18 protein-coding genes and 1 pseudogene are annotated in these 17,020 nt (G+C 49.4%); 8 read left to right on the plus strand and 11 right to left on the minus strand.

Going from position 1 to position 17,020, the window contains the following annotated elements; all coding sequences use genetic code 11:
* Positions 1-4: 4 nt before the first annotated feature.
* The 6 genes and pseudogenes from GC128_RS05965 to GC128_RS05995 form a co-directional block, all read right to left on the minus strand.
* Positions 5-784 (minus strand): amino acid ABC transporter ATP-binding protein, encoded by a 780-nt coding sequence (locus tag GC128_RS05965; protein ID WP_064518973.1) that lies wholly within the window; start codon positions 782-784, stop codon positions 5-7.
* Entirely contained in the window at positions 768-1,694 is a 927-nt protein-coding gene (locus GC128_RS05970) for an amino acid ABC transporter permease (RefSeq protein WP_064518975.1), read from the minus strand. The genes GC128_RS05965 and GC128_RS05970 overlap by 17 nt, the downstream gene beginning before the upstream one ends.
* Before the next feature lie 9 nt (positions 1,695-1,703).
* Positions 1,704-2,207: a GNAT family N-acetyltransferase gene (locus GC128_RS05975; protein WP_134182543.1), complete on the minus strand. Its 504-nt coding sequence runs from the start codon at positions 2,205-2,207 to the stop codon at positions 1,704-1,706.
* A gap of 10 nt (positions 2,208-2,217) precedes the next feature.
* Positions 2,218-4,490: pseudogene (locus GC128_RS23060) on the minus strand (NtaA/DmoA family FMN-dependent monooxygenase).
* Between the two features lie 63 nt (positions 4,491-4,553).
* On the minus strand, positions 4,554-5,690 hold the full coding sequence (locus GC128_RS05990; RefSeq protein ID WP_151993538.1) for an amidohydrolase: 1,137 nt from the start codon (positions 5,688-5,690) through the stop codon (positions 4,554-4,556).
* A 10-nt stretch (positions 5,691-5,700) separates the two neighbouring features.
* Positions 5,701-6,735: an MsnO8 family LLM class oxidoreductase gene (locus GC128_RS05995; RefSeq protein WP_151993539.1), complete on the minus strand. Its 1,035-nt coding sequence runs from the start codon at positions 6,733-6,735 to the stop codon at positions 5,701-5,703.
* Between the two features lie 311 nt (positions 6,736-7,046).
* Between GC128_RS05995 and GC128_RS06000 the strand changes: the two genes are divergently transcribed.
* From GC128_RS06000 to GC128_RS06015, 4 genes are all read left to right on the plus strand, one after another.
* A complete protein-coding gene (locus GC128_RS06000; protein ID WP_151993540.1) occupies positions 7,047-7,370 on the plus strand; it encodes a helix-turn-helix domain-containing protein in 324 nt (107 codons plus the stop codon).
* Positions 7,355-7,669, plus strand: coding sequence for a HipA N-terminal domain-containing protein (locus GC128_RS06005; protein ID WP_151993541.1), 315 nt, complete (start codon positions 7,355-7,357; stop codon positions 7,667-7,669). The genes GC128_RS06000 and GC128_RS06005 overlap by 16 nt, the downstream gene beginning before the upstream one ends.
* A gap of 2 nt (positions 7,670-7,671) precedes the next feature.
* A complete protein-coding gene (locus GC128_RS06010; protein WP_151993542.1) occupies positions 7,672-8,709 on the plus strand; it encodes a type II toxin-antitoxin system HipA family toxin in 1,038 nt (345 codons plus the stop codon).
* Between the two features lie 171 nt (positions 8,710-8,880).
* Positions 8,881-10,488, plus strand: coding sequence for a carboxylesterase/lipase family protein (locus GC128_RS06015; RefSeq protein WP_151993543.1), 1,608 nt, complete (start codon positions 8,881-8,883; stop codon positions 10,486-10,488).
* Positions 10,489-10,574: 86 nt separating this feature from the next.
* On the opposite strand, the gene tsr is transcribed toward GC128_RS06015, so the two are convergent.
* The 3 genes from tsr to GC128_RS06030 all read right to left on the minus strand — a co-directional run bounded on the left by tsr (position 10,575) and on the right by GC128_RS06030 (position 13,685).
* Positions 10,575-12,239: a methyl-accepting chemotaxis protein gene (gene tsr, locus GC128_RS06020; protein ID WP_151993544.1), complete on the minus strand. Its 1,665-nt coding sequence runs from the start codon at positions 12,237-12,239 to the stop codon at positions 10,575-10,577.
* A gap of 86 nt (positions 12,240-12,325) precedes the next feature.
* Positions 12,326-12,913 carry a PadR family transcriptional regulator gene (locus GC128_RS06025; RefSeq protein ID WP_151993545.1) on the minus strand — a complete coding sequence of 196 codons (588 nt, stop codon included), beginning with the start codon at positions 12,911-12,913 and terminating at the stop codon, positions 12,326-12,328.
* Between the two features lie 10 nt (positions 12,914-12,923).
* Complete coding sequence (locus GC128_RS06030) at positions 12,924-13,685, minus strand: siderophore-interacting protein (protein WP_151993546.1); 762 nt, start codon at positions 13,683-13,685, stop codon at positions 12,924-12,926.
* 303 nt (positions 13,686-13,988) lie between these two features.
* On the opposite strand from GC128_RS06030, the gene GC128_RS06035 reads away from it, so the two are divergent.
* On the plus strand, positions 13,989-14,204 hold the full coding sequence (locus GC128_RS06035; protein ID WP_064518993.1) for a YdcH family protein: 216 nt from the start codon (positions 13,989-13,991) through the stop codon (positions 14,202-14,204).
* Positions 14,205-14,416: 212 nt separating this feature from the next.
* Here GC128_RS06035 and yqfB read toward each other — a convergent pair whose 3' ends face one another.
* Both yqfB and GC128_RS06045 read right to left on the minus strand, forming a co-directional pair.
* Positions 14,417-14,731 carry a N(4)-acetylcytidine aminohydrolase gene (gene yqfB / locus GC128_RS06040; protein ID WP_151993547.1) on the minus strand — a complete coding sequence of 105 codons (315 nt, stop codon included), beginning with the start codon at positions 14,729-14,731 and terminating at the stop codon, positions 14,417-14,419.
* A 67-nt stretch (positions 14,732-14,798) separates the two neighbouring features.
* A complete protein-coding gene (locus GC128_RS06045; protein WP_151993548.1) occupies positions 14,799-14,972 on the minus strand; it encodes a GhoT/OrtT family toxin in 174 nt (57 codons plus the stop codon).
* 166 nt (positions 14,973-15,138) lie between these two features.
* Between GC128_RS06045 and GC128_RS06050 the strand changes: the two genes are divergently transcribed.
* The 3 genes from GC128_RS06050 to GC128_RS06060 all read left to right on the plus strand — a co-directional run bounded on the left by GC128_RS06050 (position 15,139) and on the right by GC128_RS06060 (position 16,979).
* Positions 15,139-15,327, plus strand: a complete 189-nt coding sequence (locus GC128_RS06050) for a YegP family protein (protein WP_151993549.1) — start codon at positions 15,139-15,141, stop codon at positions 15,325-15,327.
* Positions 15,328-15,511: 184 nt separating this feature from the next.
* The gene (locus tag GC128_RS06055) at positions 15,512-15,838 is read left to right on the plus strand and encodes a DUF3302 domain-containing protein (protein ID WP_072009402.1); all 327 of its coding nucleotides are present in this window, start codon (positions 15,512-15,514) and stop codon (positions 15,836-15,838) included.
* A 4-nt stretch (positions 15,839-15,842) separates the two neighbouring features.
* Positions 15,843-16,979, plus strand: a complete 1,137-nt coding sequence (locus GC128_RS06060; RefSeq protein ID WP_151993550.1) for an HlyD family secretion protein — start codon at positions 15,843-15,845, stop codon at positions 16,977-16,979.
* Positions 16,980-17,020 lie beyond the last annotated feature (41 nt).

The raw sequence follows: 17,020 nt of genomic DNA on the forward strand, positions 1-17,020 counted from the left end.
CTCCTTAGAGAACTTTTGATAAAAACTGACGCGTTCGCGAATGTTGTGGATGGTTAAGCACTTCATCGCTGCTGCCTTGTTCAACGATTTTCCCGTCGACCATAAACACCACGTTATCCGCCACTTCACGGGCAAAACCGATTTCATGCGTCACCACCACCAGCGTGGTGCCGGAACGGGCCAGTTTTTTAATCACGTCTAACACTTCGCCCACCAGCTCCGGATCGAGTGCGGACGTAGGTTCATCAAACAGCATCACACGTGGACGCAGTGCCAGTGCTCGCGCAATGGCGATACGTTGTTGCTGTCCACCGGAAAGATGGCGCGACCAGGCATCCGCTTTATTACGCAGTCCCACCACATCGAGCAGCTGATAGGCTTGTTCAATCGCCGCTTTACGGCTCAGTTGTTTATGAGCAATCGGTGCCTCAATCAGGTTTTCCAGCACCGTGAGATGCGGGAACAAATTAAAGTTTTGAAACACATAGCCGACGTTAATGCGCTGACGCAGGATCTCTTTTTCTTTGAGTTCATACAGCTTGTCGCCGGCCTGACGATAGCCAATGTAATCACCATCTATCTGGATGAACCCCTCATCGACACGTTCAAGATGATTAATCGCACGCAGCAAGGTGGATTTACCGGAACCTGACGGCCCAAGTATCACCGTGACCGAACCGGGTTCCAGTTCCAGTGAGACGTTATCCAGCGCTTTATGGCGGCCAAAATATTTACTCACGCCGGTAATCGAAATTTGGCCAGTCTGGTTATGGGATTGGTACATGGGCGGTCTCCTGAGTCTGCAGCACCGGTTGATGTGACGGATTACGAGCGGGAGTTTGTTGATTAATCGCCGAGCGGCGTTCACTACGTGCCAGCCAACGTTCGACCAGATGTTGAATCAGCGACAGCACGCTTGTGATAACCAGATACCAGACCGCCCCCACCATTAGCAGTGGGATCACTTCCTGAGTGCGGTTGTATATCATCTGAATGGTGTAGAACAGCTCAGGCATCGCCAACACGTAAACCATCGCTGTGCCTTTAGCGAGACTGATAATTTCATTAAAACCTGAAGGCAAGATGGTGCGCAGCGCCTGCGGCAGAATAATACGCAGCGTACGTCGCCATGCGGGTAACCCTAATGCCGCAGCCGCTTCATATTGGCCGTGATCCACACCAAGGAAACCACCGCGAATAATCTCGGCTGTATAGGCACTTTGTACTAACGTCAGCCCAACCACGGCGGTAGAAAACTGCCCCAGCACGTTTATCGTTTGGTAACTTCCCCACTGAATTTGGGTAAACGGAATACCAATCGAGAGCGTGTCGTACAGATAGGAGAAGTTATAGAGAATAATTAGCACCACGATCAGTGGTAGTGAACGAAACAGCCAGATATAGCTCCACGCAAGGCTATTTAGCAGCCACGAAGATGAAAGCCGTGCCAGCGCCAGCATGCCGCCAATCACGACACTCAGCACAGTCCCTATTAGCGTCAGCAGTAAAGTTTGCGCCAGTCCTTCAAGAATCACCGGGTCGAAGAACCAGCGGGCAAAGACGCTCCACTCCCAACGGGGGTTAAATGCAACCGACTGGATAACCACAGCCAGCACAAACAGAGCGATAATTGCACCGAGTGTTCTGAGTGGATAGCGCGCAGGAACCACTTTTATCGTTGATGGGGTATGCATAAGTATTCCTCAGGCCGTTTTGCTCAGACGAGCCAACTCTTTGGTAAAACGTAAGCGGCCGTCGAACGGAGCCACACTGTATTCTTCCCGGTTACGGTGAATATCAAACTGCGGTTGGTAGCCAAGACTCAGATAAAGCTTCACCGCTTCTGGCTGGCGAAAACCGGTAGTCAGATAGATATGGCGATAACCGGCAACCTGCGCCCGACTTTCCAGTTCACGCATCACACGCTGAGCAAGCCCTTGTTGGCGTAGTGCGGGATGCGTCCAGATACGTTTAACTTCGGCAGTCTGTTCATCAAATGGCTTATAAGCGCCGGTGGCAATAATTTCACCGTCACGCTCCAGAACAATAAACAGGCCCTGCGGTGCCAGGTACCACTCGGTAAGTTCGACTTCGGCATCACGGGAAAAATAGTCCCCGTATCGCGCTTCATATTCGCCAAATAGCCCAGCAATGATCGGCTGCAGCTCTGGCGCCTCGGGTGAAACATCACGAAATTGTTCACGCATGTTCTGCTCCTTAATCGCCAAGACCGGCTGGGTTAACTTCAGATGAAGGGATTTGCTCTACACCTTCTCCCCAGCGGTTCAGTACTTTGTGGTAATCACCATTTTTGATGACGCCATTAAGCGCGGTTTGTACCGGTTCCACGAGTCCACTGCCTTTCTTCAACGTGACGGCGATATGCGCAGCTTTCGGCCAGCCGCCATCAACCACACCAACTAATTGGGTTTTCTGCGTGAGTGCGGCCTTCCAGGCTCCCGTTACATTGGGGCCAAAGAACGCATCGGCGCGGCCGGACTGCAATGCCAGCGTTTGTGCCGCATCGTCTTTGGTATAAACCGGGGTGAAAGGTTTAAGCCCTTTCTTAAGGTTCTCTTCATTCCACGCCAGCAAAATAGATTCCTGGTTGGTTCCCGAGCCGACAATAATGCGCAGCCCGGCAATATCCTCTGCTTTCTCAATCTTCTTGATTGGGCTGTTGGCTTTCACGTAGAACCCTAGCGAGTCTTTACGGTAGGTGGCGAAGTCAAATTTCTGTTTGCGCTCTTTGGTCACGGTAATATTGCTGATTGCCGCATCGTATTTCCCCGATGCCACACCCAATGGCCAGTCTTCCCAGGATGTGGGTACGACGTTGAGCTCAAGTCCTAAGCTGTCAGCCACCAGACGTGCAATATCGACTTCGCTGCCGAGCAACGTTTTGTTGTCTTCAGCAAACACTGTCAGTGGTGGTGAGTTAAGCGCTGCAACTGCCACGGTGAATTTACCGGGAACCGCAAAATGATGATCTTTTGGCAGTTGGGCCACTGCCGATGGATTCACGGCCGTGTTAATCGGCGTTTTATTGGCTTCGAGGCTGACGCCAGTGCCGTTAATGGTGACTTCTTGCGCCAGAGTTTGTGCCGAAGAAAGTGCCAGAGCGATAGCAAGGATTAGCGATATTTTTTGCATAGCAGGTTCTCTTTTTTATTGTGATGTTACGAAAACTGATTCACGGGTTCTGCCAGGCCCAAACTTTCGCGCAGCGTGGTGCCGGGATACTCCTTGCGGAACAACCCGCGAGCTTGCAGAACCGGGACCACTTCATCGACAAAGCGTGGGAAGGTATCTGGTGTACCGCCCTGAATAATGAAACCGTCGGCGGCATAGCTTTCAAACCACTGCTGCAACCCATCTGCCACTTGCTGTGCCGTCCCGGAAAAACGTGGGCGCGGTGATGCGGCTTCAAGTGCCACCTGGCGTAGCGTCAGATTGCGAGTGTGAGCATTACGTTTGATTTCATCTGTAGTACTGCGGAAGCTGTTCTGCCCTAGGTCTCCGAGATCCGGGAACGGCTCATCAAGCGGATACTGGCTAAAATCGTGGTGCTCAAAGTAGCGGCCGAGGTAATTCAGAGCATCGTTAATTGAGACCAGTGCGGCGGTCGTTTGATACTGGTTCTCCACATCGTCAGCATCTTTGCCAACAATCACGCTCACACCCTGGAATATGTGCAGGTCTTCATGACGGCGACCATGAGTTTCCAGCTGTTGTTTAACATCCCGATAGAAATGTTGCGCTTCTTCGAGGGTTTCATGATGGGTGAAAATAGCATCTGCATGGCGGGCGGCTAATTTCTTGCCGTCGTCTGATGCGCCAGCCTGGAATACAATCGGACGCCCTTGCGGCGTGCGGGAAATATTTAATGGACCTGCTACCTGGAAGAAATCTCCGCGATGATCCAGGGTATGTAATTTATTGGGGTCAAAGAATTGCCCACTGGCTTTATCACGGATAAATGCATCTTCTTCCCAGGAATCCCACAGCCCTTTCACCACATCCAGATATTCATCAGCAATGCGGTACCGCAGCGCATGTTCCGGATGTTTTTCACGGGAGAAGTTCTTCGCCGAGCCTTCCAGTGGCGATGTCACCACGTTCCAGCCCGCACGCCCTTTACTCAAATGGTCAAGGCTTGCAAACTGGCGAGCGACGGTAAAGGGTTCACTGTAGGAGGTAGACAGTGTGCCAACCAACCCCAAATGCGAAGTGACGCTGGCTAATGCTGACAGCACCGTTAATGGCTCAAATCTATTCAGGAAGTGAGGGATCGATTTTTCGTTAATATATAAACCGTCTGCGACAAATAAAAAATCCAGCTTGCCCGTTTCTGCTTTTAACGCCGTTTCTTTCACAAATTCAAAACTAATGCTGGCATCAGCAATCGCTGCCGGGTGACGCCATGCCGACATATTTCCTGATGCGCCATGTAAGATTGTTCCAAGACGCAGTTGTCGATTATTTGACATATGTACCCCTTTATTTTGGCCGCACGCATCCCGGGGAGTGATACCCCTGCAAATGAGCAATAGTTAATTTTTTAGTAATGCCTGTTCGGCAAGTGTCGCGAAATATCGCGCCGCATTCTCAATTAATGCCTCATCCGGATTAAACGCCGAATGATGTAAACCATAAGGGCTGGCACTACCAATACTGACAAACGCCCCGGGAATGGTTTGCAGATAAACAGCAAAGTCTTCGCCACCCATATGCAGTTCGGAGGTTTGTGTCTTGTAACCCACATTTTCTGCGACCTGCATAGAAAACGCTGCCCATTTCTCATCGTTGATTAACGTCACCGGCCCGTTAAACCACTCCACTTCAATCTGTGCGCCAAATGCACTGGCTAAGCCGAAAGCAATTTCGCGGATACGTTTCTCGACCTGTTTTTGAATATCGCCACGATGCGTGCGCACCGTTCCTTCAAGCTCAACGTTTTCAGGCAGCACATTCCAGGTATTCCCTCCTTGTATGCGAGTCACACTTACGACCACTGAATCCAGCGTATCGATATCGCGGCTGGCGATAGTTTGTAGCGCGAGAACCAGCTGGCTTGCCAACACAATCGGGTCGTGGCCTTCATGTGGGCGAGCGGCATGCGCGCCTTTCCCTTTCACCCGCAAAACAAAGCGGTCGACATTGGCATAGAATGCACCGCCTCTGGTGGCAAAGGTGCCGACAGGTAAACCGGGTTCGTTATGCATTCCAAAAATGGCTGAGACATTTTTCAGCGCACCGGCCTTAATCAATGCCTTTGCGCCGGTAAAGTTTTCTTCTGCCGGTTGAAACAGCAAGCGAACGCGACCCGCCAATTGGTCTTCACGCTCCTTAAGTAACAAGGCTGCGCCGAGGATCACGCTGCTGTGAACATCATGCCCGCAGGCATGCATCACGCCGTCATGTTGTGAGCTAAAAGAGACGCCGCTGGTTTCATGAATAGGCAGTGCGTCAATATCAGCACGTAGCGCAATCACCTTATCGCCGTGCCCTACTTCAGCCACCACACCAGTGGTAAGTGAGTACGGCAACAGACGCAGCCCTGCGGATTCCAGCCAGTGCCTTATACGAGCGGTAGTTGCCACTTCCTCGCCGGACAGTTCAGGGTTTTGGTGGAGCTCACGTCGCCAGTCGATAAGCTGTTGTTCGAATGTCTGTGGGGCGAATGTCATTGTCATCCCCTTACCAGGCTTCATGCTGTGCAGTAAAGGAGGGGGCAAAATCAGACACGGGTTTCTCGGTCGTTTTACCTGCCAACAAACGCAGCGACTGCAAACGTGTTGCCGGGTCGGCAATTGGGGTATCAATAATAAATTCATCGATGCCAAACTGCTGGCTTAATGCCGCAAGCCCGGCTTGAACTACCTCGGCGGTGCCTTTAAGCAGCGAGGGTTCGCGGTGTTCGATTTTTTTGATGGCGCTGCCCGCCTGGCGAGAAAATGCGTGTGCCTGCGCTTCACTGGCGACACTAACGCGTTGGTTGTTTTCAAGCTCAACGCTCCAGATTTCAACCAGACTTGCCAGTGCGTCGGCAGTATGCGCATCCGCTGCCACAATCACCTGCACAGCCACCTGCGTGTCGCGCTGGCTTTTGCTGTGCCAGGCGTTAAGAACGTCGCGCATTAGAGTTTTATCGCCATTCAGATGGGCGGCGTAGACGAAATTCCAGTTAAGATTTGCGGCAAGTTCTGCGCTCTCAAGGCTTGCACCCAGCAAGAAACGCTCAGCGCTTTGTGCAGGAACGGGGGTTGCACGTAAGGTTTCCTCGTCATCCTGCGCTGCTGGTAATGAGAGCCAGTTATCAAGCTGAGTGAGTTTTTCCGCGAACGACTCTTTATCTTGCCCGGCACGTTGCAATGCTTGCGTGGAAAGCGGCAACCCACCCGGCGCTTTACCTACACCGAGATCCACACGGCCCGGAGCAAGACTTGCTAATAAATTGAAGTTTTCCGCCACTTTATAAGGGCTGTAATGTTGCAACATCACCCCGCCGGAGCCGACACGAATGCGGCGGGTTTGCCCAACAATCCAGGCAATAAGCAACTCAGGAGACGGACTTGCCAGACGGGAAGTGTTGTGGTGTTCGGCAATCCAGAAACGGTGATAACCCCAGTCTTCGGCCTGTTGAGCCAGATGTAACGTGTGCTTCAGAGCGTCGCCAGGAGTGCCATCCTTTGCGACCGGACTTTTATCCAGCAGGCTGATTCGATAAGACATGCGACAAACTCGTATTGTTTAACATGCCTTAATTAATAAGGTTTTCGCCAACACGAGTGAAACAATTAATTTACATTTAGTTAGCCAAAAACTGGATAAGCCCGTACGCTGCAATTGGAAGGCTCATATTTGGTCTTCATTTGTATTTTTTAATCATAAAAAGACCTTTTATGATACCTTTGATTGACAGTGGTCCATAAATGACCCATTTTTATTATTAATTTATCAAAAAGACCATTTATGATACTTTCCATAAATTATGGCTCATAAAAAACCTATTCATTGTAAGAATGTCAATATAAGGGTCATATATGAACTATGACAATGCAACGCTCGAAGCCAAACTGCATACCATGAGCGAATTATTGAGTGATGTTAAAAAAGCGGTAGCGTTGCGAGCCCAAGAATCTGACCTGACGCTAACCGAGCAGACCATTACTGAGTCTGAGCAGTTGGGGCAACAACTAAACCAACGTCGCAAAGAGTTGGACATCGATTTAGCAACCCTTGAGCTGCAAACGGGAGTGTCGGGATCAACATTGAAGCGCCTGTTTAAAGATCCCGACCAGGTCAAATTTGGTACCGTTTTGCGAGTTGCTGACGCATTAGGAGTGAAACTGTGCGCCGCCGTGTAGAAGTGTGGCTATACGGTGAACCTGTGGGTGAACTGCGCCAGGACGATGACGGTTTTGCATTTAGCTACTATGCCGACTATATCGGGCCGCCGCTCTCCTTAAGTTTACCGGTGCGTGTCGGCCACTTTCACAGCCGGACACTACCGCCCTTTTTTGCATCATTAGCACCGGAAGGTTGGTTGAAGATGCGTTACAGCCAACTGCAACAACGCGATGAGCATGATCTACTCGGTATGCTGATTGATAACGGCAAAAACCTGATTGGCGCAGTACAGCTGGTCAATACCCTGGAGGATTAACAATGCGCTGCCACATTCTTTTGACTCCGTTGGTACAGGCCAAAGAGCGAGAGTCTGGTTATTCGAACAAAGGCCTCAAGCACCTGACCAGCTCCGGTAAGGTCAACCCGCAGCTGAGTTTTACGCGCAGTGAATTTATTCACGAATTGCCAAAAGCCCAGCGCGGAATGAGTATTTCCGGGTATCAGCCGAAACTGCAAATGGTGGTACGCGATAGCGAATTTGCGGTGGTAGAGCATCAGGGTGAATACATACTCAAACCCTCTCCGGCCGAATTCCCTCATCTGGCGGAAAACGAACACGCCACAATGGCGCTCATGTCGCGACTGGGGTTTGACGTACCGCCGCATGGATTAGTGAGTTTTTCGCCCGAAGGAAGTGATACTGAGCGTGAGCTGGCCTTTGTTATCCGTCGCTTTGATCGGGATATGATAACCGGGGTTGCTGTTCACCAGGAACAACTTGATGCAGCAATGAATGTCGGTGAAAAGTACGGCAAAACCGGCAGTGACGGAAAGCAATATGTCAGTTATCAGCAACTGGCTGTGTTCCTGACCCAGCATGTAAACAGCAACCTCGCCTTTAAAATCGACTTGTTCCGCCGTATCGCCTATGCCTATTTGCTGGGTAATAACGATATGCATCTGCGCAATTTCGGGTTGATGCACCCGAGAGTTGGCGAACCCACTCTATCCCCGGTTTATGACTTTGTCTCTGTTGCACCCTATCCGGCTATTTTTAGTTCCGGATTTATGGCGCTGCCCCTGCTTATCTGTGAAGAAGGTGACCGGGAGTTAGCGCCGGGTTTCAAAACGGCATATGGAGAATATCTGGGAATGGATTTCCGGGAGCTTGGGTTAGGAATGGGCTTAACCGAGAAGCTTATTGTGAAACTGCTGAACGATTTGCAAAAAGAGAGCCGGGTTGTGGAGTCCGTATATCGTGATTCATTTATGCCAGCCGAGGCAATTGATGCCACGCTGCGTTGTTATCATCAGCGCCTGGATCGTTTAATGCGCCTTGATGAGGTCGAGTTGTAGAACGCACAGACAGGCGGCGTAATTCCATCAATCACTATCTCAATCACCAATCAATCATTAAAAATGATTGATTGGTCAAAATTATCTATTTCATATTATCTTCTTTTGCCACCAGACTGCATCGAGTCACTGAGAGCTAAATCTCTAACGGTTAGATTAAAAAGGAATTTTATGAAACTTTTACTATTGTCTGGGTTAATTGCCTGCGCCGCCTTTGTACCGGTTCGCTTTGCCAATGCGGATACGGATACTGAAGAAGTACGCGAAGAAGTGCAGACACGCTCAGGTGTCATCCGGGGTGTCGATCGTGATGAACATGGCGTGCTGGCTTTTAAAGGTGTTCCCTATGCAGAACCCCCAGTGGGTGAGCTTCGCTGGCATGCGCCTGTGCCGCATAAAGCATGGGATGGTGTGCGGGATGCGCATCTGCCAGGAAACCGTTGTTTGTCGGCACTGGAAAAAGATCCGGTCCCCGGCGCCCCCCGAAATGAAGACTGTCTGACATTAAACATCTGGACCACCAGTAAAAAAACGTCTGATAAACAGCCCGTCATGGTCTGGTTGCACGGCGGTGGTTTTCAGTTCGGTTCAGGCAGCGACCCAACCATCGATGGAACCAAACTGGCGGAAAAAGGTGTCGTGCTGGTCACCTTAAATTATCGCCTTGGGGTATTGGGCTTTATGGCCCATCCTGAACTGGATGCCGAAGGCGCATCAGGTAATTACGGCCTGCAGGATCAAATCGCTGCGTTACGCTGGGTGAAAGATAATATTGCATCGTTTGGTGGTGACCCCGACAACGTCACGTTATTTGGTGAGTCGGCTGGTGCAATGTCCGTGGGGATATTGATGATGTCTCCGCCTGCGAAGGGACTGTTTCATAAAGCTATCGGCCAGAGTGGCGCATTCTGGGACGGTAAATATGGCCCGCTGGAGAGCTTTGAGGAATCTCGCTTAAGGGGCCAGGCGTATATGCAAAAAATGGGCGCGAAATCTATTTCTGAACTCAGATCCATGCCTGCGGATGCGTTAAATAATGCCGCGCTATGGAATTTTGACAAGAATCCGATCATCACCGCATTCTCGCCGAACGTCGATCATTTTGTCGTACCAGAGTTTCCAGCAGCGGTATTCGCCCGTGGCGAACAGATGAAAATCCCTCTTCTGGCCGGATGGCAGGAAGCTGAATATTATCCTTTCAAGGCATTTTCTTTGCCCCATGCCAATGCCCAGGAGTTCAGAGATGCAGCGCAGCGTATGTTCGGGAAGGAACGACTTGCCGAGTTTCTGAAACTCTACCCGGCTTCAACAGATGCCGAGGCCAATACGTCGGCAGAGAACTTGACCTCTGACTTTACCATCAGCGAGCAAACCTGGCAGTGGCTTGAGTTGCAGAGCAAGTCTGGTGAGCCGGTGTATGGCTACGAATTTACTTACACCTCACCTTATGTCGCCATCGCCTCTCATATAACCGATGTCCCGTTTGTGTTCGGCACCCTAACACCTCAACATGTTATCGGAAGTAGGGTTCCTGCGGCAGCACCCGATTATGCATTCTCTGACCTTTTAATGAATTACTGGACCAATTTTGCGAAGAAATCGGATCCGAATGGCCCAGGATTACCGCACTGGCCGGTTTATGACGAAAAGGGTTTGATCCAGGTTTTGGGTAAAACGACAGAACCTAAAGGCGTTGCTCAACTTGAGCGTTTCCGTTTTCTTTCAAGTTTCCGTGTCGATGGGGTATTCCCGATGCGCTGGCGCACAGACGTGCAATAACGGCTATCCGCAACAGTTCGCGAAGTCAAAATATCGGGCAACAGCATTTATGTTGTTGCCCGTATTCAAGACTCACATGACGAAAATCAGAAGGTTTCCCAATTCTCGTTTGAATCGCTCACCGGGGTTTTGCGATTTTGTACCGGAGTGAGAGTCAGCTTCGGCTCAACGCTACGGGGTTCTTTTTTGGCTTCCTGACCAATACGGAACACGGCTACCGCCTGGGTCAGCCGACTTGCCTGATCTTCAAGAGCCGAAGCAGCAGCGGCAGATTCCTCAACCAATGCGGCGTTTTGCTGCGTCACACGGTCCATTTCAGAAACCGCCAGCCCAACCTGGTCGATACCACGGCTTTGCTCATCAGACGCCGAGGCAATCTCACCCATAATATCCGTCACACGCGTGACCGCATTGACGATTTCGCCCATGGTTTCACCCGCACTTTCAACCAGGGTTGAACCGGTATCTACTTTATTGACGGAATCTTCAATCAGCCCTTTAATCTCTTTCGCCGCCTGCGCACTACGCTGCGCCAGGTTACGCACTTCACCGGCAACAACCGCAAAACCACGTCCTTGTTCACCGGCACGTGCAGCTTCAACGGCGGCGTTCAGTGCCAGGATATTAGTCTGGAAAGCGATACCGTCAATCACGCTGGTGATGTCAGCAATTTTCTTCGAGCTACCGGCGATGTCATTCATGGTGCGCACCACGTTATCCACCACTTTGCCGCCCTTCTGCGCAGTTTCTGATGCGCTTAATGCCAGCTGGCTTGCCTGACGCGCATTTTCCGCATTCTGTTTCACGGTCGCAGTTAACTGTTCCATGCTGGCAGCAGTCTCTTCAAGCGAAGCCGCTTGTTGTTCAGTACGGGAAGAAAGGTCGTTATTACCGATAGAGATTTCGCTGGCACCGCTATAAATCGCATGTGCGCCGTTACGAACTTCGTTCACTGTGCTCACCAGCTCCGACTGCATATGACGCAGGCTTGCTGCCAGTTGGCCCATTTCGTTGGTCCCTTGCACATCAATAGAATGCATCAGGTCACCGTCCGCAATATGGCGGATGTTATCAATCAAGCGATGCAAAGGTTCGATAAGGGTTTTCTTGATACCCAGCCAAACGGTAATAATCGCCGCGATAACCAGCGCCAGAATCACCACCAGAATCCAGATGGCCTGTGAGTATGACTGGTTATTGTCGTCTACCGCTTGTTGATACAGATGGTCATTTTGTTGCAGATAGTTGACGTACTGCTGTTCGAACCCATCCTGATATTTCTGGGTTGGTTGGTCGAAGAACTCGTTGATTTTGCCTGCGCCAAGCAGCTGAATCAGCTCGGCCAACGCACCGTGGTAAATCACATAGTTGCGCTTGATTTCATTGATGGACTCTTCGCTCTGACGCGGGTCGCGTGGCAAAGATTCATATGCCGCCCACTCTTTTTCGGCCTGCTTTAACGACTGGCTGGCAATCAGCATCAGCTCATTTACCGTCGCACCGCTACCGATATTGTTGGTATCCATCATATGGCGGATACCGGCACGGTTTAGCGTGTTACGAGTCTGCAATAACGCAACCCAGCTGCCGTTGAGTGTGGACTGCTGCTGGCGAATAGTTTGCAGTACGGTGAAGTTTTCTTTGTCGTTTTTCAGCGCGTTGAAGAACAACCCGCCAGACGTCATTTGTAAAATGCCGAATAAACCCAGCACAAACAGAAGGCTGGTTACAACTTTTATGCGATTTAACATGCTAATTTGTTCTCATGGCAACAGAAGCATATAGTTTCGGCAGATTTGGGCGAATCTTTATGCTTCATTGTCGAGAACTGGAGAAATTAACTGCGTTCGATATCCTTCGCCGCCTGATCAAGGGTATCGATGATTTTATACAGCGTCTCTTTTGGCAAATCGCTCTGGCCAAGTTTGGTATTGAGCGCCATTTTGAAGTTATGGATGGCACGCTGTATTTCTGGAATCCGGCGGTTATCGCCTAATACTCCTAGCGATTCAAGCCTCGAGATAATATGGCCGAGGTGCTCATGTTGCTGAGCAAGTTCGGCATGTCCTTCTTCGGTTAGCATCCAGGCTTTTTTGTTACTTTCGCCCTGCACGGCGCTGATAAACCCCATCTCCTCAAGCAATGAGAGGTTCGGGTAAATAATCCCAGGGCTTGGCACATACTCACCTTTTGCGGTGGCCTCGATGGATTTAATCAGCTCATAACCATGGGCTGTGTTGGCTGAGAGGAAGTGCAGGATCAGCAGACGAATGTCGTTGGCATCAAACAAACGTTCACGGCGCATCCGCGCTTTGCCTTCCATTCCCCCGTGTTCGTGATGACCATGATGGCCACCGTGTAAACCATGCTGTTCATGGCGTTCATGTTTGGCGCAAAAACGATGATGAATATGTTGGATTCTCATGTTCGTTTCCTTATTTGTTATGCCAGTAAGCCACAGCGCGAACGTAATCAGCGTCCAGGCCACGGCTTTCCAGCAGCTCATCGCTCAGTTGTTTCACATCGTGCCCTTCGCCGGTAATCCAGACGAAATAGTCAGTCTCCGGGAATTCAATGGAACGGACGTTGCTTGCGATGGATTCGGTATCAAGCCACTCAACGCACGCATGTTCAAAATCGCTGAGATATTCGTGAGTTTGTGCATGGTGACTATTGACTAGCACGACAGATGAAATGTGTTCGGGTAAGGAGAGCAAGCGGCGACGGACTGCAGGTAAACCACTTTCATCGCAAATATAGAGTTGGAATGCGTAATCGGTTGGGATAACGAGCGACCCTCTTGGCCCGCCGATAAGCAATGTATCGCCCTCAGCAGCCTTATCAGCCCACATGCTTGCCACTCCACCATCGTGAATATAGAAATCGAGCGTCAATTCGTTATGTGTGGCATCAAAAGACAAAGGCGTGTAATCGCGAGAAATGGGACGCAGCCCTTCGCCCCAGACAATGCCGTCGTCGGTAACTGATGGGCGCGCAAAGTCGCCGTTTTCAGGTGGGAAGAAGACTTTTACATGGTCATCAAACCCCTGTGAAGAAAAGCCAACCAGTTCAGGACTGGTAAAAACAATACGGTGGAAGCAGCCAGCGACCGTTTGTTTGCTTTTAACGGTTAATTCACGGAATTTGAGCTCGTTTTTTACGCGCTTAGGAAGTTTAGGTTTGGTTTGTGTGGTCATCGGTTTCTCATTATTTGTTGTGTAAGATATATCATAGATATGTTTTAGCACATGAGTATGAGATTGTCGTTATCAATTTTTGCGATTATACAAGTCGCATTCCGATGAAAATTTAATCAATTTAACTAACTCGTCTCACAGGTCGCAAATTGACAAACCCTTACCAAGCGGCGCTTTCAATTTGCTTTAAGTGGTGCATACACTGGGGTTGGCAGTGACTGCCAGCAAATTCCATTCACCCACCCTCTACCCAAATAATTCGCAATTGAAGCATGACGGGTAGAACAGTCCAGGAGGTTCGCAATGTTTCCTGAGTACCGTGAATTGATCAACGAACTAAAATCCGCTAACCCACGTTTCCTCAGCTTGTTTGACAAGCACAATCAACTCGACGATGAGATTTTACGCCAGGGGGGACCAAAAGGGACGGGATACAACGAAAAGGTCGTGCAGATGAAAAAAGAGAAGCTGCGGCTAAAAGATGAGTTGTATCAGATGTTGAAGAAAGCCAGTCATTAGGTTCGTTGTCAGGAAGGGGGCGCTCCCCTTCCTTTATACCCGTCATACTTCAAGTTGCATGTGCGTTGGCTTTCCTCGCTCACCCCAGTCACTTACTCAAGTAAGCTCCTGGGGACTCACTGCGTCGCCGCGTTACTCGGCGTAGCCTCGCCCCGAAGGGGCCAGCGCAAGCGCTGTTCAAAAGGCTAAAGCCTTTTGTCCTGCAACTCGAATTATTTAGGGTATACCAAGCTAAATACAATCGCGTAAAGCTCATTCAGACCCGGATAAATTTCAGCAATCACTTCCTTGAGTTCTGGCAGCGTCATGTTTTCCTGCCGTGCATGCTCATCGGTCAGTTGGTCAAGAGCCACTGGCGTCACACTGACCACTTCAATAGTGCAAAAATAAACGTCATCTTCATAACGCCCGACTCGCAGTTGTTGCTCTGCGGTGAAGTGAGATTCAGAGGCATCACGCAATGTGATTGTTTTGCGCCCGGCGACGATATCGTTCTCGAAACGCTGGAAAAAAGTTATGTCATTCATGGAATACCTGGTTAGCTAACCCAAAATCATTCGAGTTGTAGTGATTCGGCTTGAATTATGACGGCTTTTAGAACAAAGAAAACATTAAAGCCACTGGAAAGCTCATTGGCCAGGTCGCTCCCACCAGCACAGAGCTTAATAGTTTAATTCGTTTGGTATCATGAGCCAAAAACCAGGTAACAGAAGCAGTGATTAACGACATTACAGCGTAAAAAACCAACATATCTTGATAAAGAGTCATTTTTATAATGGGTAGTTTGAAAAATTTCCCGCAAAATATGCTCTTTTTTATGACTCAGATCAAGTTTTTGCTCCCATCAAACTCCCCTGACCGTCTCGCTTGTTGATTGCACTATATTTAAGTTATCCCACAGGCATTGGGCCTTGGGTAACTGCGGAGATTTTCTATGGGACACTATGTTTTAAAGAAATCAACGAAAGCGACAGCGGAGCCATTTTATTTCGTGCTGAAAGCGTCAAACGGGCAAGTTATTGCACAAAGCGAAATGTACTCATCAAAAGCGGCGGCCCAAAAAGGGATTGAATCCGTTCAAAAAAATGCCTCATCGACGGATATACGCGACGAAACTGAGTAATTAACAAAAGAAAAAGGATGACGCCAGTTTTCATTATTACGATTTTTCAGGAAAGGAAATGCCGGCGTTGTCCTCGTCATTAGGGCGGTAATTAATTATTCCGGGTGAAATTTTACTGATTCATAAACCCTGAGTTAGATAACGACTATCTTTAATAAAAATGCAGTTCTCAATCGAGGTCATTATGTTCCTCAACTATTTCGCGCTGGGTGTTCTGATCGTTGTCTTTCTCATTATTTTTTATGGGATTATTATTCTTCACGACATTCCCTACCTGATAGCCAAAGCCCGCAACCACCCTCACGCCGATGCGATTCACGTCGCCGGGTGGGTAAGTTTATTTACTCTGCATGTTATATGGCCATTCTTATGGATTTGGGCAACGCTCTACCGCCCTGAACGCGGATGGGGCATGCAACAAAATGCCGACGCAACACTGGCTTCGTTACAGCAACGCGTAAGCGAACTGGAACAGAAACTGGATAACAACAAAATAACTCCATCGGAGTAATATCATGGATCTGCTCATTATCCTGACGTATGTTGCTTTTGCGTGGGCCGTATTTAAGATTTTTAAAATACCGGTAAATAAATGGACAGTGCCAACAGCTGCCTTAGGCGGGGTGTTTTTAATTGGTGCGCTTATTTTATTAATGAACTACAACCACCCTTATACTTATCTCGCACAAAAAGCGGTTATTTCTATTCCACTTACTCCACAGGTAACGGGAATTGTCAGTGAAGTCACCGATAAACAAAATATGATGATTAAAAAAGGTGAAGTCCTTTTTAAAATAGACCCTACGCGCTATCAAGCTCGTGTCGACAGGTTGCAAGCTGATTTAATGACGGAAATTCACAGCACAGAGTCACTCAAATCTCAACTTGATGCTGCTGTGGCCAACACGACCCGCGTCACCGCCGAACGCGACAGACTGTATAAAGACTACCAACGTTATCTTCAGGGCAGCAAAGCCCGCGTGAATCCCTTCTCTGAAAGCGATATTGATAACGCACGACAAAACTTTCTGGCGCAAGATGCACTGGTAAAAGGCTCTGTTGCTGAACAGTCTCAAATTAAAAGCCAGTTAGACAGCATGGTGAACGGCGAACAATCACAGATTGTCAGCCTGCGCGCCCAGCTTGCTGAAGCCAAATATAATCTTAACCAAACCGTTATTCGTGCCCCCAGCGATGGTTATGTTACGCAAGTTCTGATTCGTCCGGGAACCTATGCAGCCGCCCTTCCGTTACGTCCGGTGATGGTGTTTATCCCGCAACAAAAACGCCAGATTATTGCCCAATTCAGACAAAACTCTTTGTTACGCTTAGAAGTTGGTGACGAAGCCGAAGTGGTGTTCAATGCGCTACCGGGGCAGGTTTTCCAGGGTAAACTGACAACGGTTCTGCCTGTGGTTCCAGGCGGTTCTTATCAGGCTCAAGGTACGTTGCAATCTCTAACGCTAACCCCCGGAAGTGACGGCGTATTAGCGGTGATTGAGCTCGTACCAAATGCGCAAGTGGATGCCTTACCCGATGGGATCTTTGCACAAGTTGCCGTCTATTCCGATCACTTCACCCATGTGTCTGTTATGCGTAAGGTATTATTGCGGATGACCAGTTGGATGCACTATTTGTATCTGGATCATTAAGTTGTAAAAAATAATCACCACCTCTCCCGGAGGTGGTGAGA

Source organism: Buttiauxella massiliensis (assembly GCF_902500225.1).
In the GTDB taxonomy this organism is placed as follows: Bacteria; Pseudomonadota; Gammaproteobacteria; order Enterobacterales; family Enterobacteriaceae; genus Buttiauxella; species Buttiauxella massiliensis.